16 protein-coding genes are annotated in these 22,373 nt (G+C 61.2%); 8 read left to right on the top strand and 8 right to left on the bottom strand.

The features are described 5' to 3' along the window. Positions 1 to 191 precede the first annotated feature (191 nt). Together HMPREF9237_RS01990 and HMPREF9237_RS01985 are read left to right on the top strand one after the other, a co-directional pair. Positions 192 to 1,133, top strand: a complete 942-nt coding sequence (locus HMPREF9237_RS01990; protein WP_016442048.1) for a ParA family protein — start codon at positions 192 to 194, stop codon at positions 1,131 to 1,133. A gap of 12 nt (positions 1,134 to 1,145) precedes the next feature. Beyond that, entirely contained in the window at positions 1,146 to 2,465 is a 1,320-nt protein-coding gene (locus tag HMPREF9237_RS01985; protein ID WP_016442047.1) for a ParB/RepB/Spo0J family partition protein, read from the top strand. Positions 2,466 to 2,918: 453 nt separating this feature from the next. Here the strand turns inward: HMPREF9237_RS01985 and HMPREF9237_RS01980 are convergent, their stop codons facing one another. The 7 genes from HMPREF9237_RS01980 to HMPREF9237_RS01950 all read right to left on the bottom strand — a co-directional run bounded on the left by HMPREF9237_RS01980 (position 2,919) and on the right by HMPREF9237_RS01950 (position 12,950). Next, on the bottom strand, positions 2,919 to 3,911 hold the full coding sequence (locus HMPREF9237_RS01980) for a D-alanine--D-alanine ligase family protein (RefSeq protein WP_016442046.1): 993 nt from the start codon (positions 3,909 to 3,911) through the stop codon (positions 2,919 to 2,921). A 54-nt stretch (positions 3,912 to 3,965) separates the two neighbouring features. Beyond that, positions 3,966 to 5,249 carry a PLP-dependent aminotransferase family protein gene (locus tag HMPREF9237_RS01975; RefSeq protein ID WP_016442045.1) on the bottom strand — a complete coding sequence of 428 codons (1,284 nt, stop codon included), beginning with the start codon at positions 5,247 to 5,249 and terminating at the stop codon, positions 3,966 to 3,968. A gap of 226 nt (positions 5,250 to 5,475) precedes the next feature. Beyond that, on the bottom strand, positions 5,476 to 6,078 hold the full coding sequence (locus HMPREF9237_RS01970; protein ID WP_016442044.1) for a hypothetical protein: 603 nt from the start codon (positions 6,076 to 6,078) through the stop codon (positions 5,476 to 5,478). Positions 6,079 to 6,253: 175 nt separating this feature from the next. Further along, positions 6,254 to 7,228 (bottom strand): thioredoxin-disulfide reductase, encoded by a 975-nt coding sequence (trxB, locus tag HMPREF9237_RS01965; RefSeq protein ID WP_016442043.1) that lies wholly within the window; start codon positions 7,226 to 7,228, stop codon positions 6,254 to 6,256. A gap of 137 nt (positions 7,229 to 7,365) precedes the next feature. Next, complete coding sequence (locus tag HMPREF9237_RS01960; protein ID WP_016442042.1) at positions 7,366 to 9,900, bottom strand: hypothetical protein; 2,535 nt, start codon at positions 9,898 to 9,900, stop codon at positions 7,366 to 7,368. 36 nt (positions 9,901 to 9,936) lie between these two features. After that, positions 9,937 to 12,480: a DUF6049 family protein gene (locus HMPREF9237_RS01955; RefSeq protein WP_155875776.1), complete on the bottom strand. Its 2,544-nt coding sequence runs from the start codon at positions 12,478 to 12,480 to the stop codon at positions 9,937 to 9,939. Then, complete coding sequence (locus HMPREF9237_RS01950; RefSeq protein ID WP_016442040.1) at positions 12,477 to 12,950, bottom strand: NUDIX hydrolase; 474 nt, start codon at positions 12,948 to 12,950, stop codon at positions 12,477 to 12,479. The genes HMPREF9237_RS01955 and HMPREF9237_RS01950 overlap by 4 nt, the downstream gene beginning before the upstream one ends. A gap of 102 nt (positions 12,951 to 13,052) precedes the next feature. Here HMPREF9237_RS01950 and HMPREF9237_RS01945 point away from each other — a divergent pair, with 102 nt between their 5' ends. From HMPREF9237_RS01945 to HMPREF9237_RS01925, 5 genes are all read left to right on the top strand, one after another. Next, the gene (locus tag HMPREF9237_RS01945) at positions 13,053 to 14,546 is read left to right on the top strand and encodes a CCA tRNA nucleotidyltransferase (RefSeq protein WP_016442039.1); all 1,494 of its coding nucleotides are present in this window, start codon (positions 13,053 to 13,055) and stop codon (positions 14,544 to 14,546) included. Beyond that, positions 14,543 to 15,841, top strand: a complete 1,299-nt coding sequence (locus HMPREF9237_RS01940; RefSeq protein WP_016442038.1) for an MFS transporter — start codon at positions 14,543 to 14,545, stop codon at positions 15,839 to 15,841. Before HMPREF9237_RS01945 ends, HMPREF9237_RS01940 begins: the two co-directional genes overlap by 4 nt. Positions 15,842 to 16,058: 217 nt before the next feature. Next, positions 16,059 to 17,468 carry an AI-2E family transporter gene (locus HMPREF9237_RS01935; RefSeq protein WP_016442037.1) on the top strand — a complete coding sequence of 470 codons (1,410 nt, stop codon included), beginning with the start codon at positions 16,059 to 16,061 and terminating at the stop codon, positions 17,466 to 17,468. Between the two features lie 150 nt (positions 17,469 to 17,618). Next, positions 17,619 to 19,883 (top strand): transglycosylase domain-containing protein, encoded by a 2,265-nt coding sequence (locus HMPREF9237_RS01930; RefSeq protein ID WP_016442036.1) that lies wholly within the window; start codon positions 17,619 to 17,621, stop codon positions 19,881 to 19,883. A gap of 68 nt (positions 19,884 to 19,951) precedes the next feature. Next, entirely contained in the window at positions 19,952 to 21,037 is a 1,086-nt protein-coding gene (locus HMPREF9237_RS01925; protein WP_016442035.1) for a hypothetical protein, read from the top strand. Between the two features lie 64 nt (positions 21,038 to 21,101). Here the strand turns inward: HMPREF9237_RS01925 and HMPREF9237_RS08785 are convergent, their stop codons facing one another. Then, the gene (locus HMPREF9237_RS08785) at positions 21,102 to 21,773 is read right to left on the bottom strand and encodes a TetR/AcrR family transcriptional regulator (protein ID WP_016442034.1); all 672 of its coding nucleotides are present in this window, start codon (positions 21,771 to 21,773) and stop codon (positions 21,102 to 21,104) included. 287 nt (positions 21,774 to 22,060) lie between these two features. Here HMPREF9237_RS08785 and rpsF point away from each other — a divergent pair, with 287 nt between their 5' ends. Beyond that, a complete protein-coding gene (rpsF, locus tag HMPREF9237_RS01915) occupies positions 22,061 to 22,351 on the top strand; it encodes a 30S ribosomal protein S6 (RefSeq protein ID WP_016442033.1) in 291 nt (96 codons plus the stop codon). The last annotated feature ends 22 nt before the right edge of the window (positions 22,352 to 22,373 follow it).

The raw sequence follows: 22,373 nt of genomic DNA, 5'->3' as shown, positions 1-22,373 counted from the left end.
TACCTTAGCGCGCCTCACCACTTAGGCGTGTGGCCAAGTAACGAGTGGAACGCGTGTCGGTTTCGCCGGGTATATCGAACAAATGTTCGTTATATGTGGTCGTTGTGGATAACGTACGTGACGCAGATGACGGCGGCACAGAGACGCCCTAATACCGGCTAGAATATTCTGAAGTAAGGAGGGCGTTATTTATGAGTGATCCCCGCAAAAAAGTTGGACGTCGTGCTGCGCCGAGTTCGGCACCTTCGCCTGCACCACAGGATCGGGACACTCCGATTGCCCGCGAACTTCGGGAGGATTTTAAGCGCCTCAAGAAGGTAAAAGCGAGTAAATTCCAGAAGCCGGCGCACACTCGCGTTATTGCGGTGACGAACCAAAAGGGTGGTGTCGGTAAAACCACCACTGCTGTGAATATGGCGGCTGCCCTCGCTCTTAATGGTATGCGGGTTTTGCTGGTTGATGCGGATGCGCAGGGGAATGCTTCAACCGGCTTGGGTATTAGTCCGAGGGAAGAACGCACTGACGTTTACGAAGTTTTTAAGGGCGAAGCGCGGCTTGAGGATGTTCTTATTCAACTCGAGGATATTCCGAATCTTTACGTGGCACCCTCGAGCATCACCTTGGCGGCCGTTGATTTTGAATTAGGCCAGGTTCCGGGGCGTTATTCTATTTTACGGGACGCGATCCGGGAAACAATGGATAGTTTCGCGGCGCAGGGCAAAGCTTTTGACTTCGTCTTTATTGATTGCCCGCCGAGTATGGCGCTGTTGCCGGTGAGTGCGCTGGTGGCTGCTGATGAGGTCCTGGTCCCGATTCAGGCGGAGTTTTATGCCCTGCAGGGTGTGGCGCAATTGGTGCAGACGGTTGAAGACGTACGCTCGTCTCGGAATGAGAAGTTGCATATCTCGGCTTTTATCGTGACGATGGTCGATACTCGTACAAATCTGGCGAAAGACGTATCGGAAGAAGTTCGGGCACACTTTGGTGATCGGGTACTTCATACGGAGATTCCTCGATCTGTGGCCGCTGCGGAGGCCCCGTCTTTTGGGAAGAGTGTGCTCACCCACGACCCCCGAAATCGGGCTGCTATTGCGTATCTTGCGGCGGCAAAAGAATTTTCAGCTCTCTCATAGTTAGGATCCATCGTGGCAACTCGCAAACGGCGTGGTTTAGGTAGTGGACTCGGTGCCCTCATTCCACCGGAACAGGCGGAGAATACCGAGAGTCCCATCGATATCTTTTTTGGAACTACGAAGAGGAAGGACGAAGGCGCGAGGGAGAAAGAGGATTCTCAGCAGAATGAGCGTTCTCATCGCGACGAGCCCAATCCCCTTGATCTTGGATATGGTCCGGTAGGAGAAAATGTTTCACGTGAAACATCGGGCGGTTCTCAGCATGCGGCTTCGAAATCGTCGACCGGCCCATCTAAGAAAAAAGTGGCCGGTAAGAAATCTGAAGCTAATAGCGGAGCAGTCCAGGCTAAGAGTGCTAGTGCAGAGTCTAAGGATGTAACAGCCGAGCAGACTATGGAAAGCTTGACAACCGCAGGGACCGCTGTAGCTGAGGCGCGCAATGTTTCACGTGAAACATCGGATGATGATCTTGTTGTAGTTCCGGGTGCCACCTACGGCGAGATTGACGTGAGTGTCATTGTCCCCAATCGCTCCCAACCCCGCACCAATTTCGACGATGATGATTTAGAGGAACTCTCACAGTCCATTAAGGAAGTAGGAGTTCTACAACCTATTGTCATTCGCCCGCTCAGTAAGCCTTTGGATAATCACCCCGAGGCACGTTACGAACTCATTATGGGCGAGCGGCGTTGGAGGGCGACCCAGCGGGCTGGCTTAACTCATATTCCGGCAATTATTCGGCGTACCTCAGATGAGGACCTGCTCCGCGATGCGCTTCTCGAGAATTTACATCGGGCGGATCTTAATCCTTTGGAAGAAGCAGCTGCATATCAGCAACTACTCGAGGATTTCCAATGCACCCAAGATGAGCTTGCGAAGAGGATTGCACGTTCACGGCCGCAGATCACCAATACGCTACGACTTCTGAAGCTCCCCGCTTTGGTGCAGCGGCGTGTTGCAGCAGGTGTACTCTCGTCCGGGCACGCGCGTGCCCTTCTTGGTCTCGCAGACGCTGGCGCAATGGAACGGCTCGCGCAGCGGATTGTGGCAGAAGGACTTTCTGTTCGAGCGGTTGAGGAAATCGTTGCCCTCGGGGATGAGTCGACCCCAGCTTCCGCGCGCCGAGTTCGGGTCAAGCGTTATGAAAACGAATTAAGTTCGGTAGCAACGCAACTTGGAGATAGGCTCAATACTCGCGTGAAAGTGGATATGGGTCGTACAAAGGGAACCATGCGCATCGACTTTGGTTCCCTTGAGGATCTCAATCGTATTCTGAGTGTGCTGGCACCGGATGTGACAGGTGTAGATATTCCTGAAGGGAAAGATATCTAGTAACAGGTTGTTTGTTGGTCTTGTGGATTACGGGGCAATGTTTCACGTGAAACATTGCCCCATTTTGTGATGAGACGGCGTTGCTTGCATGTGCTGTAAATAGTGTGGCGGTAGTTGGGAAATAGCGAAACTGCGAACACTAGGACGGGAGGATCCTGTTTTAGGACGTTTCACGTGAAACATTATAGTGGCCAGGGCAAGTTAGATCCGCGTGTTAATGACGCTGTCAGCACGATCGAAAAATAGTCCAGAATACCGCTCCAAGCGTGACTCACTGTCAACGATATGGAAATTACCCAGCTGTACATAGTTCGAACGATAACTTCAACCGGATCTTAGCGTGTAAAAATCTTCCTCCAGGAGAGTACTTTGCTCTAAGGAGTAGAAAGCGGGCAATGTTTCACGTGAAACATTGCCCGCTGCTTGGGGATTCTCCTGAAGTTGCTATGCGCGCTACTTCGCCATATCGGGGAGATCTTCCGGTTCGCTGACATCTCGATCCGCTGCACGGTGCAGGATTTGCAGGTAAAGCGATTCGGGACTGGTTCCATTTTCCCTTGCATATGCTTCGACAGCTTGGGGAAGTAGCGACGTCTCCGTCATTCCCGGTGCAATATTAACGTCGATGACGTACGGCGCACCATCTTTCAGGATCAGGTCGATTCGGGACACATCGCGAAGTCGGAGGGTGGTATGTGCTGTGAGTGCGGCCTCCGTAACCCGAGCGTTTTCCTCATCAGAAAGACGAGCCGGTACATAGTACTTAGCACGACCGGCGAAGTAGCGCGCGTCGTAATCATAAGGCCCATCGGTTTCAATTTCGACCGGAGGAAGCGCGATAGGTCCATCGGCTCCATCAATAACCGAAACAGAAACCTCAGTTCCATCGATAAAGGTTTCGACATGCGCTTCTTCCCCGTAAGCAAAGCAATCGACCATTGCGCGGGGGAGGTCCCCCGGCTTATCAACGATAGTTACTCCCAGCGCTGATCCACCCAAATTCGGCTTCACTACCAGCGGGAACTCATAGCGTTCCCCGAGAAGATCAAGAATAGGCGCGACCCCGACTTCTCGGAAAAGAGCTTCCGGGAAGCTAACCGACCAGGGAACAGCAAGCCCGGCGTGGCGCAAAAGTGATTGAGCAACTGTTTTATTAGAGGCGATGCGAGCGGCGTTCGCCGTCGATCCTACGAAACGGTACCCACTGAGAGAAAGCAGATCTTGAAGAGCTCCGTCTTCTCCGGTTGCGCCGTGCACCAGTGGCCAGACCACCGTAGGATTCATGGAGTTGAGGCGCTGGAGCAAGGTTGCATCAACATCGAGAACCTTGACCTGCGCGCCCGCTTCCCGCAGGAGCGTGGCGACCCGACGCCCCGAACTCAGCGATACATCGCGTTCGTGCGTGAGACCACCGGCAAGAATAGCAACGGTCAGAATATTGTCCATTTTCCCTCCGGACTTCACTCTACTCATCAGTGATGAGAACCGATAGCAATCGAATTACTTCGTTGCCTGTGGCGAGGAATCATCCACGCCGAACATTTGGACTAGATCATTTTCTTGGCTAATAACTTCACCGAGCCTGCGCACGCCCTCGGTAATACGTTCCGGGGTGGGGTAGCAGAAAGACAGGCGCATATGGTCATTACCCTGGCCGTCGGCGAAGAAGGCAGTGCCGGAAACGTACGCTACGAGGTTCTTCACCGCGCGGGGCAGCATTTCATGCGCGTTCAGGCCGCCGGGTAATTTTACCCAGGTATAGAAGCCACCGCGTGGCTTATTCCAGGTACACATGGGCATGTATTTCTCGAGCGCAGCCTGCATGGCCTGGCCCCGCTCGGCGTACATACCGCGGTATTCCTTGACCTGCTGGTACCAATCATAGGTACGCAGATACTCCGCGATAGCGAGCTGACCAAAAGTGGTCGGGCACAGGATCGCATTTTCCGCGGCGAGAGTAAGACGAGCACTCAGCGCAGCCGGTGCCAGCGCCCAGCCCACCCGGAACCCCGGTGCGAAGGTCTTGGAGAAAGATCCCAGGTATACAACACCATCCGGGTTGAAGGTTTGGATGGCAGGAATGGGGTCACCGTCAAAGCCAAGCAGACCGTAGGGATTATCTTCCACGATAAGAACATGGTGCTTATCGCAGATTTCGGCAATGCGCCGGCGGCGTTCCTCAGATTGGCTTACACCGGCAGGATTATGGAAATTCGGGATGGTGTACAGGAACTTGATCGGCTTCCCAACTGCCTCCAGATCCTTGATGGTTTCCTCAAGTTGCTCCGGAATTAGGCCATTGGCATCCATTTCTACGTGCACCACATGCGCTTGGTACGCACGGAAAGTTCCCAAGGCCCCAACATAAGAAGGCGCTTCGGCAATAACAACATCACCCGGGTTAATGAAGATTTGGGAAACAAGATCGAGGGCCTGCTGGCTGCCGGTCGTAATATTAATGTCGTCCGGGTGGGCGCGAATACCTTCGGGCCGCATAACCTCCACGATCATTTCACGCAGCTCTTCGGTGCCCTGACCGCCGCCGTACTGTAGCATTTTAGCTCCGTTATTACGGATGAGCCGTGCGGTCATTTCCGCGAGGAAGTCTAAAGGTAGCCCGCTAATATTAGGCATTCCCCCAGCAAGAGACACAACCTCGGGGCGATTTGCAACCGCGAAAAGCTGACGAACCTCAGATTGCTTCATTCCTAAAGCTCGATCAGCATAGACATTGTACCATGGATCAAGTCTGGTAAATCCGGGACCGGCGTGCTGCTCGCCCATACGTTCTCCTTCTCTTTTAACACACTAAGTGTGCCACGCTCGCGGCCGCGATAAAACAATGTTCGCCGGTGTGCTTCACGCATCACTCAATCGCGGGACCAATGCGGGGGACTACCGCGGAGCTACCGCAGTCCAGGCGTGTGAGTCCTATGGGGCAGTAGCGTACCCGCAAAGAAAGGTGTCTGTCAGCTCCACGCTTATTCGGATCCCGCGAGTTTGGGGAGTTTCACGAGTCCCCGAGGCCCGGGAGTTGTGCCAGAAGTTCAGCGCGGATCTCGAGTTTAGGAACCAACCCCGCAAAGCGTGCATATTCCCTGCCCTGGTGCACAAGAAGCAAGGTTGGCAGCCACTCGAGCCGCGGAATGAAAGCAGCGACTTCCTCCCACGGATTCGACGTGCAAGTATCGGCGGAACCGGCATTCGCAGGGTCACTATCCGTAGGGTCACTATCCGCGGGGCAACCACTCACAGGCCTACCTTCCGCGGGATCAATACCGTCATAACCCAGAGCATGCTGAATTGCGCGGGTTACTTCCGCGGAGAGCTCCGAAAAATCGATCTGATGCTCCGGAGCGCCACCGGGCAGAATATGCTGAGTCACAGCGCCCGCTCCAGCAGCAGCGGTGGTTTCGTAACCGCGCCGCGGGCCCACGGGTGGCTGGGTAAGAACATCGAGGTTGACGCACCACGCGTCGAAGCTTACGTCCGGCATTAAACGATGAAGGTCGACGACGCTCTCCTCGAAAATCACGCGCATTGGCCGATCATAGGGAACCCACGAAGCCGTGTAGAGCAGCAACGTAGGAACCTCAGGTCGATACCTGGGCATGGTGCCTCCTTCCGGCCTAGCGGGTAGAAACCCTAGCTCCACCATCCTAAACGTGAACCGGCGAGGCGGATCAGAAATCCACCTCGCCGGTTCGAAATAATAAAATGAGCGGTATCCGCGCTGAATTACGCGGAATTCTCACCGTGGAAGTTCCGTAGCGCTCCCATCACAAGAGTTACGCCGCACCACCAGCTGCGGCAGCCTGCTGGGCCGCAAGGTTCTCGAGGTAGCGTTCCGCATCGAGAGCCGCCCGGCACCCGGTGCCAGCTGCGGAAATAGCCTGGCGGTAGTACCGATCCACGACATCCCCGCAGGCGAAAACTCCGGGAACCGAGGTTTCGGTGTGCGGGTGGTTCACGACGATATAGCCGTCGTCGTCCAACTCAAGCTGACCGCCAAGGACGTCCGTACGAGGTAGGTGACCAATGGCAACGAAAAGGCCGGTCACATCGAGATTCGAATCTTCTCCGGTCACGTTGTTGTGGAGAGTAATAGCGTTCATGGATCCGCCGTCTTCCCCGCGAATATCCGTGACTTCACTATTCCAGTGCATCACGATCTTGGGGTTGGCCAGGAGGCGGTCCGCCATAATCTTCGAGGCGCGCAGCTCGTCGCGGCGGTGGATGACATGTACCTTGGTGGCGAAACGGGTAAGGAAGAGAGCATCCGTAACTGCGCTGTCCCCGCCGCCCACCACGGCAATTTCCTGGTCTTTGAAGAAGAATCCATCACAGGTGGCGCAGTAGGAAACCCCGCGGGAGGCGAACATGGTCTCGCCATCCAGACCGAGCTTCTTGTAGGCCGATCCGAGGGCCAGGATAACCGTACGGGCCCGGAATTCGGATTCCTCAGTGCGCACGATTTTGACATCGCCGCTCAGGTCCATGGAGAGGGCGTCGTCGTACTCCATTTCGGCACCGAATTTTTCGGCCTGCTGCTGCATATTAGCCATAAGGTCCGGGCCGAAGATTCCATCCGGGAAACCCGGGTAGTTTTCCACCTCGGTGGTGGTCATAAGTGCGCCGCCGGCATCAATGGCACCGCCGATTACCAGCGGCTTGAGACCCGCGCGTGCGGTGTACAGCGCAGCGGTCCAGCCCGCCGGTCCGGATCCGACGATGATGACGTCACGAATATCGCTCTCGGTCATATTTCTCCTGTGTTTTTACGAGTGAGTGTGCCGCGTTGCGCGAGCACACCGCTCCCCATCGGGCACATCATTGGGTACAACGTCCCGGGATGTGCAGCTATTCCCAGCCGGTTGTAAACACCGACTGTAAACACCGCTTACTTCACGCTGATTTCGGAAATCTGCAGCTTGAACTGCCCCGCTGCGTTCTTGGGCAGCTCCGTGAACCACAGCACCACGTGATCACTGTTTACCGGCGTCGGTGCAGTAAGCGTTGTTTTCGCGCTCATGGGGCCTTCGTACACAACGGTGCCGCCGCTGGGTTGATCCGCGGTGGTGTCACGCCACTGCACATGTCCACCCTGGCCGCTCAACTGCAAAGTAACTTCCTTGACGGTGGACGGCTTCGCCAGCCGCAGCTCTATCCCCATCCCCTCTTTGAGCAAGCCAAATTTTGGATTTCGCAGGTATTCCCAGCTGGCCCATTCCGTCGCCGGATTCTTATCGATGGCGAGTGGAAGCGTCTGCGGGTAGTCTTCGTCAGCTTCACTCTTCTGCGGGTTAAGAAGATTCGCTGAAACAATCTGCGGCGTTGTGGAGTTGGGCGTGGCGCTCGCACTCGGCTGGGCACCCTGGCCTTCCGAAGCCTGCGGATTGGCCGAAGCTGTGGGCGCGGCAGAAATAACCGGCGGCCGGGTGGACACGTCCGTGGGCCGGAAGAAAGTGGTCACAGCAAAGTACAAAGCCACTGCGACCAGGGCAATGGCGCCCGCAACGATGAGCTTGGAGGAGTCGAAGATACGCGATCCGAGATCCCGCCCATTTTCCTCGTCGGTGATAATCGGCCGCGAAGGAGCGGGTGGCCGGGTGGCCGGCTTGCGATCTCCGCGGGTGCGGGCGGCAACTTTTGCCGGCGCTCCGCTCGCGCGCGCGACCTCGGAAATCGGGTGAATACGGGGCGCGGCCGGGGCAGAGTGATGAGAGGTAGCGGATGGTGGCCGGGTGATTGCGGCGGGCGCGACCGTGGCTGCGGATGTAGTTGCCGCTGCACTTCTCGGGGACGTATCACTTCCCCGGGATGACCCGCTTTCCTCGTCATCTCCAACGTTCATAATGGAACGACGCTGCGGGCTCGCCGCACTGTGAACACTGTTTAAGGCAACCGTGGGTGCGGTATCGCGATCATGTTCCTGAGCAGCGGCTTCACCCTCTGCGCTTTCATATTGGGTGGCATCGCGCTCAGTACGGGCACGTTCGGCAGCTTCCTGTTCCGCAGCCTCGCGTTCGTATTCTTCCAGCTCACGTTCCGCTTCGCGTAACGAGGGGAAATGCGGCTGGAATCGCGGTGTTGCGGGATCCTGGGCGACGTCGCCGCCAGCGACATTGTTAGCACTGTGGCTATCAATGTGGACTGCGGGAGTTTCCTCAGTTTTCGTTTCTCCCCGATCGGGGTGAGCAGTGTTTACCTCGGTTTCTTCATCGCGGAATTCCTCCGGGGAGACCCACTGCGGGTGGAGCTCCACCTCCGGAGCTGCGGTAATACCTAATTCGGTATCAACGTCACCCTCGAAATTCGCTCCGGACACACCTTCGGGATCCAATTCCTGGGATCCAATAGCGGAGGAGGCCGATGCGGCGGAGGGAGCAACGGGAGTCTCATGAGCTTCGGACGGTTCGCCGGTTTCGGCCGGCTCGCCAGGATCATCGGATATCTCGCCAGTATCAGCGGAGCGTTCGCCCGTTTCAGGAAGATCAGCTGCCTCGCCAAAGTCCCCCGCCGCGCCGGATGCATCGGTGGCAGCTGCGGCGTCGTCGTGCTCAGAATCAGCGGCGCCGAAGGAAACGTGACTGGAACCCAAGGTGACGCGGCCAATCGCGCCCCCGCGTACGTGCCCGCCCAGCGGATCGAAACCGAAACGGGAATCCCCGCCGCCGGGCAGCTGCGGCGCCACGAGTACCGGAGTGGGGAATTCACGCAGGTCAGGCCGATTGAAGGGGACGAGGCTGCGCAGTACTTCCCCGGGGGAAAGCAGACGTTCGGGGGAAAGCGTGCGCCGGAAAACCTCCCGAATATCATCGGGCAGGGAATCATCGCGCGCCAGCGCCTCGAGTGTAGTTTCATCCGCCTGCGCGCCTTCGAGCAAGGTCGCCAAGAAAAGCACCAGGTCCGCGGCCTCGGCGTTATTGAGACTGGCCGGATCGTATTCATCCGTGCGCGCACCGGCCAGAGCAGCGTCAATACCGATGCCGTCCAGGTACACATCCCCGGCATCGCCCACCCGCACCCGCGAAGGCGTGATGCGCAAATGCCGCATACCGCGCCCGGATACCTGGGTGAGGATCGCGGCGAGTTCACACACCACGGCCTTGGCTTGCTCGGGCGCGAAACCCTCCCCGTGCACATAGCCGGTAAGTGAGGTGCCCAGCGGGATCTCGCTCACCACGAAATTTTCGCCGACGGAAAGTGTGCGCACAATATGCGCGTCGTCAAGCAGCCCGGTGCGCCGTGCCGCGTCCAGCGCATCCGCGCGCGTGGGAATATCCCCGATGAGCAGCACCCGCACCGCGGTGCCAAGCGCATCATCCACGGCGTACCACTGCTCGGTACCCGCAATATCGAGTTGCTCTTCGTACAAATTCTCCAGGCGGTAGCGACCGGCGAGAGTCATGCCCCTGGTTCCGATGGCGCTCACAGTTCCTCCTTGCCGTGCCTCGCGGCCACATTACTCCTATGGTATTTCGTGTTCCTCGCGCAGTTTATCGACGGCGCGCGGCCCGGCTTCTTCCGCCGCGCTAGCCTCACGTAAATTGTGGAGATGTTTTTCAGGGTCGACGCCGCCCGAACGCCGCCCGCTGCGCAGACTGCGCGCGATCCCGCCGAGCAAAAGCACCGCGAGCAGGGCGCCAATAATATACGTCCCCGTGGTTTCCCACCCGGCGCGCACCCGCACATTAATATCCTGCACCGCACCGATCGGCGTACCCACCGGATCGGTCACCGCGGCCGTCACCGTGACATTCCCCGAGCCGGAAGCCTGCACCGGCACCGCTACCGTCACCGAGGCAGCCGGCGGAATCGTTGCCGCAACGGGATCGGAGGGCACGATGCGGAAATCTTCGGCGCGCAATTCCACCACCGCGCCCACCGGAACGGGAAGGGAATTATGCACGTGCACGGGCAGATCCGCACTTTCCGAAATGATATTGATTGTGGAGGAGGGCTGGACCGTGACGGCACCGGACATCTCCTCGGCCAGCTGCTTGAGCTGCGTGGCGAGTTCCTCGCGTTGCTCGTGGTGGTCGCGCAGCGCCACCCCTGCCAGTTGCGCGGCGTGATGGGTGACGGGTCCGGTTATATCTGCGGGCCTCGGAGTCAGAGAGGCCGTGGTGGAAATTGTGGTGACGTGCGCATCACCCCGGGCCAGCTGCGCCGCGGAAATCTCCCCGGGCAGCACGCGCTCCTCGGGAAGCTGGGCGCACTCGGCCGCCGGTTTCTCAAGAAGATCACCGGCCGCGGTGGGCGCCAGCCACGGCGCGCTCGTGAGAGCCCCGAGCGCGGCCCCGATATCGCGATCCGGCAAAGCACCGGCCCGCGCCAGCGCCCCGCTTTCCGGCCGGTCCACCAGCACCACCTGGGCGCGCGGTGCGGCGGGTAGCTCCCGGTAGGTAGCTGCCGAGAGCGCGAGGGCCGTTTGGCGGGCATCAATGGCGGAGAGGCGGCTCCCGGCGGCTTCCGGCAAACCTTCCCCACCTCCGGAGGCTAGTACATTTGCCTCATCTGAGCTGGGCAGATATCCCTGCACCAGGGCAGAGAGCACGCCGTCCGCACGCAGTGCCGCGGCTTCATCCGGACCCGTTGCAATTTCACCCGAATCGGCCGTAGCTTCGTTTGTGGCGGTTCCGGAATCCGCATCCGCAAGGCCCGCGCCTTCTGCGCCGGCACCGTGAGCTTCACGCAAAGAACACGTTTTATTCCCCTCCGCGTCGAGCGGAATATTCACCCGCCCGCTCGGGCTGAGCCAGGAGGCGTGCGTCGCATCCACATCGGTAGTGATGAGCGCCGCGACTCCCGCATCGCGCAGCGCCCGCGCGGTGGCCCGGTCCACGCCCAGCGCCGTTACCGCAATATCCGAACGCGCCGCGAAGCCGGAAGCCTGCGCCGCCTGCACCGCGTCTTGCCGTGCCAGGGCGAGCTTATCCGCACGCCCGGCATGGGTGAGCGCCGCGGCATCCACGTCCGCGCCCAAACCGAAGAACACGCTGGTCCCGGCCGCAGATTCAAAATTGCGCAGCGCGGCCCGCTCCGGATCGCCCCCGATAAGAAGCGGATCGACGGCGGCACTCACACCAGGGTGGGCAAAATATTCCAGGGTGCTCAAGCGATGGGGTAGCCGCTCGGCCTCCGATGCGGAACTTGGAGCCGAAGCCGTTGGTGAAGAACTAGGTGCGGTGCTTGGGGCCGACGGCGCAGCTGGGGCACTCGCCCCCTGGGATGCTGCCGGCGCGGAAGGCGCGGCGCTCGCGGCCGGGTTGGAAGCTGAGGTGACACTCGGTGCGGCGAGGCTTCCCGAGGTGGCGGAAGGTGTGGTGGGCGAAGGAGTGGCCGTTCCGGCCGGAGCTGAGGGTGCCGGTGGTGTGGCCTGCGGCTGCGGGCTGGCCCCGGGCGCGGGTGCGGTCAGGCTGGTGTAGACCTGCTCCTCGAGGGCCGGGGTGCTGCTCACATCGCTCAGGGAGCGCGTGACCGGCACAATTGCACTGATGGGGGCAGGCGCGGCGTCGTCGCCGGGAGCGGTGACAATAAAACTACGGTCCGTTGCCGTTTCCCCATCCACCACGGCACTGACCTGGACCCCGCGCGGTCCCCACTCGGCGGGAATCCGCTCCCGCGGAACCGAAAAGGTGACGCGGGTGGAGGTTCCGGGTGCAAGATCCGCATCGGGGGTGAGGGTGTCGTAGAGGGCCAAGCCGGCGGGCTCCGCGCGCATGAAGCTCAGCACCGCGCTGCGCGAGGACGGCACATAGCGCTGGATATAGAGCGAGACCGAGTTGAGATGGCGGGTTTCCGTGGTGGAATTCGTCACGGTGGCGGTGAGGGTGAGGGTGGCGTCCTTACCGAGAACCGGGGCGCCCACGTCCACGATGTCCACGCTGGGGGCGGCCGCCGGGCGCGCGGGTAGAACCTGCGCGGGCAGGGCTTGCGCGCCTAGCGGCACCCAAGCGCTTAGCGGCACCCAGGCAGCCACAGCCCCGGCAAGAGCACCCCGCCACATCATTCCTCCCCCGCGAGAATCGCGCGGGCCGAGGCCACGATACGGCGTTCATTGGGGTAGGCGAGCCGGGATGCCACCCGATCAAGGCGCACCCACTCGGCCTTTTCGGCTTCGTGATCCGGATCGTTATCAACGGTGATATGCCCGGTGATCCCCTCCAATAAAAAGTGGTGGACAACTTTATGGACGCGGTGGTTGGTGCCGGAGAACCAGTAATCAATGGTGGCTAAATGCATAAGCACCCGCCCGGTAATCCCGGTTTCCTCCGCAATTTCCCGCACGGCCGCTTCTTCGGGCGTTTCATTACCTTCCAGGTGCCCCTTGGGGAGGCACCACTCCAGCCGCCCGCCACGGTTGCGCCGCGCGATAACGGCCACATAGGCCTTCCCGCCGCGCACCCCGATCACGATTCCCCCCGCACTCGTTTCGTTCACCACCGGAAGCGAATGGCGCCGCGCAGAGGCCTGGTGCACGGCAGCGGCGCGCCTCCAGGATCTACGGCCCCCAAACTTGGAGGGCAACGGTGCTGACTTCGACATACCTCTAACACTACAACTAACGGTCAGAGCCCCCGGATGTGGCAACCTTTAAGGGTGACCACTTCTCAACAGACTCCGAAGACTCCAACAACGGACGATATGCCTCCGGGCCAGCGCCGCGCTCTCCTGCTCCTGGCAGGCCAGCGCGCCCTGGCGAATCTCCCGGACGACATCTTGCAACTAGCTTCTATCTTCTCAGATCACGGCGAAGAATTGGCCCTCGTGGGCGGCCCGGTTCGTGATGCTTTCCTCGGTGCCCCCATTCACGACTTTGATTTGACTACCTCGGCGCGCCCGGAAACCACCGAAAAACTCCTGGCCCACTGGGGAACCACCTGGGATATCGGGCGTGAATTTGGCACGGTGGGGGCGCGGCGCGGTGACGTCGTCGTCGAAGTAACAACGTACCGCTCCGATACGTACACCATCGGTTCGCGCAAACCCGATGTGGATTTCGGTGACAACCTCGAAGGTGACCTCACCCGGCGCGATTTCACCGTCAACGCGATGGCGGTGCGGCTGCCCAGCCTGGAACTGGTGGATCCGTGCGGCGGGGTGGATGACCTCCTCGCCGGGCAGCTGCGCACCCCCGTCACGGCCGCGCAATCCTTCGATGACGATCCGCTGCGGATCATGCGGGCCGCGCGTTTCGCCGCGCAGCTGCGTTTTGACGTGGCCCCCGATGTGCTGCGGGCCATGGCCGATTACGCCGAGCGCTTGGAGATCGTCTCCCAGGAACGCATCCGCGCCGAACTGGAACGCCTCATGACCGCGCCCGCCCCGCGCCGCGGCATTGAGCTGCTGGTGTACACCGGGGTGGCCGAGCGCGTGCTGCCCGAAATCGCGGCGCTCACCGATACCGTGGACGCCCAGCATCGCCACAAGGACGTGTACCAGCACACCCTCCAGGTGGTGGATAACGCGATCGCGCTGGAAGATGAGGAGGTGCCCGGGCCGGATCTCATTTTGCGCCTGGCCGCGCTTTTCCACGATATCGGCAAGCCGGCCACCCGCCGTTTCGAAAGCGACGGTTCGGTCACGTTCCGCCACCACGATGTGGTGGGCGCGAAAATGACCCGTGCGCGCATGCGCGAACTGCGTTTTGATAAAACGACGACGAAAAGCGTGGCGCGGCTAGTCGAGCTGCACCTGCGGGCTTTCGGATTTGGCGAACACGACTGGACCGATAGCGCGGTGCGGCGTTTCGTGCGCGATGCCGGGGAGCTCCTCCCGCGCCTGCTGCGCCTTATCCGCGCCGATATCACCTCCCAGAACCGGCGCCGGGTGGCGCGGCTGCACGCCGCGAATGACGAACTAGAACGCCGCATTATTGAGCTGCGTGAACGCGAGGAACTCGAGGCGGTGCGCCCCGATATTGACGGAACCCGCATTATGGAGCTGCTCGGCCTTGAGCCCGGCCCGCAGGTGGGTAAAGCCCGCCAGTACCTGCTCTCCCTGCGCCTGGACGAAGGCCCGCTGGGTGTGGAAGAAGCCGAAAAGCGCCTGCTGGAATGGTGGGACGCCCAGTGAAACTCGTTGGCGATCTGCGCTCCCTGGCCCGTTCGCGAGGATTCCTCAAGCTGCTCTCAGTCCGGCTCGTCACCCAATGCGGCGACGGCATGTTCCAAATCGGCCTGGCCTCGCTTTTCTTCTTCAACCCGGCCGCGAGCGCGGATGTGCACGGGGTGGCACTTTCCCTCGTGGTGCTGCTGCTGCCCTTCTCCCTGGTGGGGCCTTTCACCGGTCCTTTTATTGATCGGTGGCGCCGCCGCCAGATCCTGGTGTACGGCAACCAGATCCGGGCTGGGCTCGCGGCGGCGCTAGTGGTCACCACCTTGGCGAATATCGTGTGGCTCACTTACGTGCTCGCCCTCGTCACCCTCGGCCTCAACCGGATTCTCCTCGCGTGCATGAGCGCGGGGCTGCCGAACGTGGTGGAATCGCGCGAGCGGCTCCTCGTGGCGAATTCCCTGGTGCCGACCCTCGGGGGTGCCTCCACCGCGCTGGGCGCGATTCTGGCTTTCTTCCTACGCTTGGCGCTACCCGGGGAAGCGATGCAAAAAGTGGGGGCGCTGGTGTGCGCACTGGTGCTCTACCTGGCCGGATCCGGGGTAGCGAGCCTGCTGGGGCGCGATGAGCTGGGTCCGCACACCCGCCCGCGCGGTTCTTTCGGCACCGCACTTGTGGCGGCGGCGCGCGACCTCGTGGCGGCGCTGCGCTACCTTATTGCCCGGCGCACCCCGGCCGCGGCCCTCACCACCATGTCCCTGCACCGCTTCGTTTACGGAATGCAGTTCATCACCATCGTGCTGGCTGGTCGCAACCTCTACGCCGACCCGGCCAATGCCGATGCCGGCATCGCCTACTTCGGCATGCTGCTCGGCATGATGGTGCTGGGGCACGGGATGTCGATTATCCTCACGCCCCTCGCCCACGAACGCATGAGCCCGAGCTGGTGGGTGGTGTGCGCCTTGGTGGGCGGCACCGCCGGGCAGGCGATCATCGCGGCCACCACGAACCTGACCTGGGTGATGGTCGGGCTGTTTATTTTCGGGATCGGGGTGCAGGGCGCCAAAATCGCGGTGGATACCATCGTGCAATCCGATACCGCGGATACTTTCCGCGGCCGCGCTTTCTCCATTTACGATGTGCTATTCAATATTTCCGAATGCATCGCGGCCGGGGTGGCGATTCTCGTATTGCCGACCATCGGGTGGTCGTGCGGGGTGCAGCTTGCCCTCATCGTCATGGTGTGGTGCGTGGCGGGAGCTTATGCGCTTTTCGTGCGTTCCAGCGGCGGGCGGCCCACCCCGGTCACGCCCTAGCCGCGGCTATTCCGCGCTAACTGCGGTGGTTCCGTTCTAGCTGCCGCGGTTTCGCCCGTGCCGCCGCGTTTTTAGTACGACGACGCCACCGCGGCCCGCGCGGTACTTTCCTGCGGGGCGTGGGACCTCCGTGCGGGGTGTGGAAAACTGGCAAGATAAGAAGTAAATGACCCGGCGCGCATCCGCCACCGGGACTCCCACCAGGACGGAGGATCCTATGGCCGCCACTCGACCAGGTGATATTCCACGTGATCGTATTGCCCAGGCTATTAACACCCTGCCCACCCAGGTTGCTGGCTCCCGGGCGGGTAGCGATAGTGGCGGTGAGGAGAGCGCCGGAGGGGCGGCGTCGTCGGCCTTGGGAAAGGTAAGCGATGCGGAGAATTCCGGCGGCGGTGACCAAAGCGGCTCTGGGAACTCGGAGGCCGGGCGCGGTGCGGACGGGAGTAGCGGCGGGGATTTCGGGGTGAAGCTGCTGCACGCGGCGGCGCTCCTCACCATCGTCTGCGTGGGTCTCTACCTCATTCACGATTTTGTGGGGCCGGTGTTCCTGGCCCTCACCCTGGTGCTGACGGTGCGCCCGGTACACCGCCTGCTGCTGCGCCACCACGTGCCGCGGTGGCTGTCCGGAACGCTGACCGTCTCCATTATTGTGGTGGTGCTCCTCGCGGTGGTGGGTTTGACGGCGTGGTCCCTGGCCGGGCTGCCGCGCACCCTCATGAGCTACGAAGATAAATTCACGAAGCTTTTCCAGGACACCATGACCTGGCTGGAAAGCTTGGGGCTCAGCACCGATCAGCTCAGCCAGCGCCTGGGCGACGTGCTCAATATGGACACGATTATTTCGCTGCTCAGCCAGGCGTCCGGGGCGCTCATGAGCGTGGGGAGCCTCATGTTTGTGCTGGCGCTCGCGATTTTCTTCATCACGATTGACACGCTGTCCGTGCCGGCGCGCGCCCATATCGTGCGCGATCACGATCCGGATCTCTACCGTGCCCTGGCCTCCTTCGAAGGGCGGGTGCGCCAATACTGGCTGGTGGCCACCCTCTTCGGGTTGCTGGTCTCCACCCTCAATTATTTCGTCATGATGTGGTTGGGGATTCCGTTGGCACTGGCCTGGGCGCTGTGGACCTTTGTTACGAATTACATTCCGAATATTGGTTTCATCCTCGGCGTGATTCCGCCGGCGCTCATGGGCCTGGTGGATAGTGGGCCGGCCACCGCGCTGTGGATTCTGGTGATTTTCACCTTCCTTAATGTCACGATTCAGGGCGTGCTGCAGCCGAAGATCGTGGGGGATGCGGTGGGACTATCTACTACCGTCACTTTCCTGTCGCTGCTGTTCTGGGCGGTGGTGCTCGGGCCGCTCGGAACTATTCTTGCTGTTCCGCTCACCCTGTTTATCAAGGCAATTTTCGTGGATTCTTCGTCGCGTTCGCGCTGGGTGGAGGCTTTCCTCGTGCCCGAATCGAATGCGAAAACCCGGGCGGATCGCGGCGTTTACGATCTTGATGAACCGGTGCGCGAGATCTACCGGGATTTCACTTCGCGGGATTCCGAGGTGCGAACCAAGATGCGGGACCTGCGGAAGATTTCGCGGCGTCGTAAGAAAGGGATCCGCGGGTAGCTGCGGTTGCGGCGCCGCGCAACTCCGGTTCAGCGCGGGGCGGCGGGTCGCAGGCGTTGCGGGTAGCTTGGACCACGCGGGTTAGCCACGAGCGCGTGACCTGAGGCAGACTAGATACGCGGCGCGACCGCGCGCCGGTAGGGAGTAACGATGGCTGGAACGCGAACGGGTCGGACACAGAAGGAGCGCACGCGCACGCAAGCTGGGCGCGGCGCAGTTCCCGCGGGTCGTGCCGGAGCGCGCCGGGGCGGACCCGGCGCTGGCGCGCGCCGCAAGCGCTCCGTATGGAATTATCCGCGCCGCGGCAAGGGGCCGATTCACCGCTGGATTCCCTCGTGGCGTTTCGTGCTCGGGCTGTTCTTCACCCTGGGCTTCGGCGGGCTGGTTGCCCTGGTGACCCTCTATATTTTCCTACCTGTCCCCAGCCCCGATGATATTGCGACCGCGGAAAAAACCACTCTCTACTACCGCGATGGCAGCACCGAATTGGGCAGCATGTACGAGGTGAACCGCACCCCGGTCCCCCTGGAAACCCTGCCCGATTATGTGGGAAATGCGGTGGTTGCTTCCGAAGACCGCACCTTCTACTCCAATTCCGGGATTGACCTGGGTGGCATTGCGCGCGCCGTCGTCAATAATATTCGCGGCGGGGCGCGCCAGGGCGGCTCCACCCTCACCCAGCAGTACGTGGAAAACTACTACCTGGGCACCACCACCGATTACATCGGCAAAGTGAAAGAAGCCGTACTCGCGGTCAAGGTGGATCGCAATTCCTCCAAGCAGGACATTCTGGAAAACTACCTCAATACGATTTACTTCGGGCGCGGCGCCTACGGGATTGAAAGCGCGGCCCAGAACTACTTCGGGATCCCCGCCGCGCAGCTGAGCCTGGATCAGGCCGCGCTCCTCACCGCGGTTATTCCGGCGCCCTCCGCCTGGGACCCGGCGGTTGATCCGGAGCGAGCCGCCCAACGTTTCGACCGTGTCATTAACCGCATGCTCGAAGACGGCTATATCACCGCTGAGCAGGCCGCGGCCGCCACCATGCCCGCAACCATCGAGTATGTTGCAGCCAAGCAATTCAGCGGAACGAACGGCTACCTGCTGGCCGCCGCCCAGCAGGAACTTATCGCCACGGAAAAGTTCACCGAGGACAGCCTCAACCGGGGTGGCTATACGATTGTCACCACAATAGACCCGACCATGCAGCAGGCCGCGGTCGATGTCGTCAATGCTCTCCCCAAGGACCGCCCGGAGAACAACTACGTGGGCATGCTTTCCGCGGACCCCTCCACCGGAGGTATTTACGCGATGTACGCCGGCGCGGACTACCAGGAACGCCAGCGCAATACCGTCACGCAGGATCGCGCTCAGGCCGGATCAACATTCAAACCCTTCGGCGCGCTCGCGGCCCTCAAGCAGGGCAAATCCATCGACGGCACCTATTACAATTCCCCCGCGGAATTGAAAATTGGCGATATCACGATCAGTAATTTCGACGACGCCAATATGGGCAATATCAATATGCGCACAGCTACCGCGAACTCGGTGAATACCTACTACGCGCAGCTCAACGAGGAAGTGGGGCCGCGCAATACCCGCGCCGCCGCGATTGAGGCCGGAATCCCGGAGACCACGCCGGGCCTGGATAATTCCCTCACCAATGTGCTCGGTTCGGCTTCGCCCACCAATAAGGAACTCACCCAGGCTTTCGCCGGGTTTGCCAACCGCGGCGTGAGTGTGCCTCTCCACCTGGTCAGCGAGGTGCGTGACGCGCAGGGCACCGTGGTATACCGTGCGGATACGGCCGGTAAGCGGGTGCTCGACCAGCGTGTTGCCGATAATCTCAACGAACTGCTCCGGGAGCCCACCGGCCCGCGCGGGACCGCGGATCGGGCCGGACGGCTCGGCTTCCAGGTGGCCGGGAAAACCGGAACTTCCACGGACTTGAAATCCGCGTGGTTCGTGGGCTACAACCCGAAGATTATTACCACGGTGAATATGTTCCAGATCGGGCCGAACGGTGAGGAGGAATCGCTGGGCGGCTGGGGTGCCTACCCGTGGGGTATCGGCGGGAACGGCTACCCGGTGGATATGTGGGTGGACTTCATGAAGGCCGTGACGGGCGGTATGGATTTGCCGAAATTCCCCGAACCGGAGCTTATTGGGGACAAGCGCCCCAGCTACCGCCCCACGCGCCCCGAACCGGTGGAAGAAGTAACGACGACGCCCGAACCGAGCGTGGAGCCTACCGAGCAGCCCGCGCCGGCCACCGAGGCACCGCAGGAGCCGGAACCGAGCGCGACCGTGCCCCCGGAGCTGCAGCCCACCCGGATGCCCGCCCCGCCCACGGAAACGATCCCGCTGCCCACCGAGCCGGCCGAACGTGAGCGCGTTCCCGGTGCGGTTGGGTGAGTGCGGCTAGTGGGCTAGGTTGCTCCGCACTCTCGAAGTGTGAGCCACCCGCGTTTTAGACTGGAGTCATGAAGATCTATCCCTTCTGGGCGCGGGAGAGCGCCCCGGTATCTACCACCTCGGGGCCGGCCACGGTGGCGCAATGGGGCTGGTCCGCGAATTCGGGAGAAGAAGCGCAAAAAGTCGCGAAGGTGCGGCTGCAGCGCCTCGTTGATCGCATTACCGAGCTCGGTCATTTTCCCCGCGAGCGCCAGGCTCGCGCGGAATACTATCCGGGCACCCCGCTGCGCGAAGAGATTCTTTCTGTTCTCAGCGAGGTTAACGGCACCCCCACCTGTGCGATAACCCGGAACCGCTACGGAGCCGAAGTTCTCAATACCTCGGATATCCTCATCGCGGATGTGGACGTTCCCGAATTAGAAGAAGCAGCCCGCGCCCGCGGCCGCAAACGAGCCGGTAGGCGAGCCGGGGAACATGCGGCAGGATCCCCCAAGAAGCCCGGTTTCTTCGCTCGACTTTTCAGGTTCGGCGCGCAGAAACAGGAGCGGCCCGCCGGATCGGCTTTTGATCCCGCACCGGAACCGGCATCGACTACCGCATTGCCCGCCGCACCCGATCCCGCCTCCATCCCGGGGCTCATCACCGAAACAGCTCCGGTACGCCAGTACATGATCGAAGCCGAGCTCATCGCTTTTGACCGTATCGAGCACTTCGCGCGCCTCAATGCGGCCTGGCCGATTTTCGTTTACCGCACCTTCAAAGGTTTCCGCGTCATCGTGGCGGTTGAAGGTATTGCCGCGGACTCCGGGGAAGCGCAGATGATCCTCAACCAGCTCGGTTCCGACCCGCTCTATATGCGCCTGTGCCGCGTGTACGAATCGTACCGGGCCCGCCTCACCGCCAAACCCTGGCGAGTTGGGATGGCGGCGCCCGGCGTGCGCTGGCCCGAGTACGATGCGTCGTCGGCGCTCTGCGATCCGGTTGCGCGCGAGAAAATGCAACGATGGTTGGCACAGTACGACGACGCCCGCACCGGCCACGCCACCACGCGCTTCATTGCTGCGTTCGGGCCCGCTCCTACCGGGCGCGCCGCGGAGGTGGTCGAGCTGCACGCGCGCGTGACCGGAGCGGAGTCCGGCCTACCGCTGGCCTAAAGCTGGTTCACCGGGTGCCCCAAGTTTGGCCTGCCGCCTGCCTGCGGCCCGCCTGAACGGTGACCTAGAGCTGGAGGGTGCCCGCCCACTGGTTGGCGACCGTATCAAGGTAGCCGAGGTGGTCGTCGAACAAACCGGCGTATCTTTCGGTCATCTCCAGGGTGATGGTTCCTACCAGTTCCGTCCACGCGCGGATCACGGAGACGATGAGGCCGTCTGGGAGCTCGGCCAGCTCCGCATCGAGGGAACCGAAGGTCATGCGAATCCGCCACAAATCCACCCCGAGCGCGCGGGTTTCCGGGCCGGTCAGGGCTTTATTGCGCCCACCTTTGGCGATGCGAGCCAATTCGAGGGGGACGCGCAGGGCCGCGGCCGTGGTCATTTCCGGATTGGAAAAATCAATGGCGCTGGCACCGTAAATAAGCGAGAAACGATTCGGGTAAGCAAGGGCCCAGGTGTGGGCGGCACGCCAGGCCGCCACCCAGCGTTCCCGCCCCGATATTTTCTGGTCCGCCGCCCGGCGCATCGCTCCGGCCAGGTCGCGGTAGGCTTCGGCCGCCAGGGCGGTGAGGAGTTCTTCGCGAGAGCGTACGTGGCGGTAGGGAGCACCCGGGGAAAGCTCCAGGGAGCGAGCGATCGCGCGCATAGAAAGTTGTTCGCCGCCAGCGCGGTCAAGTTGCGCGCGGGCCGCATCCAGCAGCTTTTCCCGCGTGGTGGGTGCTTCACCTTCACTCATAGCTCGCTCCTGTGTTTGTGCCCGGTAGGCCGCCACAATAGCGGTGGAGCGACCTAGGGAAAGTCTACCGTTCCCCCTGCGTTCAGGGCCGGGATTCTCACGGAAATACAGGCGAAAAGGCGTGGGCCGCTCCATATTTAACCATCTGGAAAACACTGCCGGTACCGGCTAGACTGAGGGACTGACCTATCTGTTCGCGGGCCTAAGCATGCGAACGGGCCGGTCAACGCATAACCCTTCTGCCGCGGACGGACCGCGGCCGTTTAGACCAGAGGAGGTGGGTAGACATGCGTGAATACGAGATGATGATCATCCTTTCTCCGAACGTTGACGAACGTAATTTGTCGACCAACGTTCAGAAGCTGCTCCAGGTTGTCCCCAATGAGGGCGGCGAACTGGAAAAGGTCGATATTTGGGGCCGCCGGAAGCTTGCTTATGACATTAACAAGCACTCCGAGGGTATTTACGTCGTCGTCGATATGAAGGCGACTCCCGCAACTGCAAGCGAACTTGACCGCCAGCTCGGCCTCAATGAGGACGTGCTCCGCATCAAGCTCCTGCGTCGCGAAGCAAAGTAAACGTACCACCAGCGTAAGAACC

Origin of the sequence: Actinotignum schaalii FB123-CNA-2 (assembly GCF_000411135.1) — a bacterium.
Lineage (GTDB): Bacteria > Actinomycetota > Actinomycetes > Actinomycetales > Actinomycetaceae > Actinotignum > Actinotignum schaalii_A.
The sequence above is the reverse complement of the archived record's forward strand: the minus strand, read 5'-3'. Positions and strand labels throughout refer to the sequence as shown.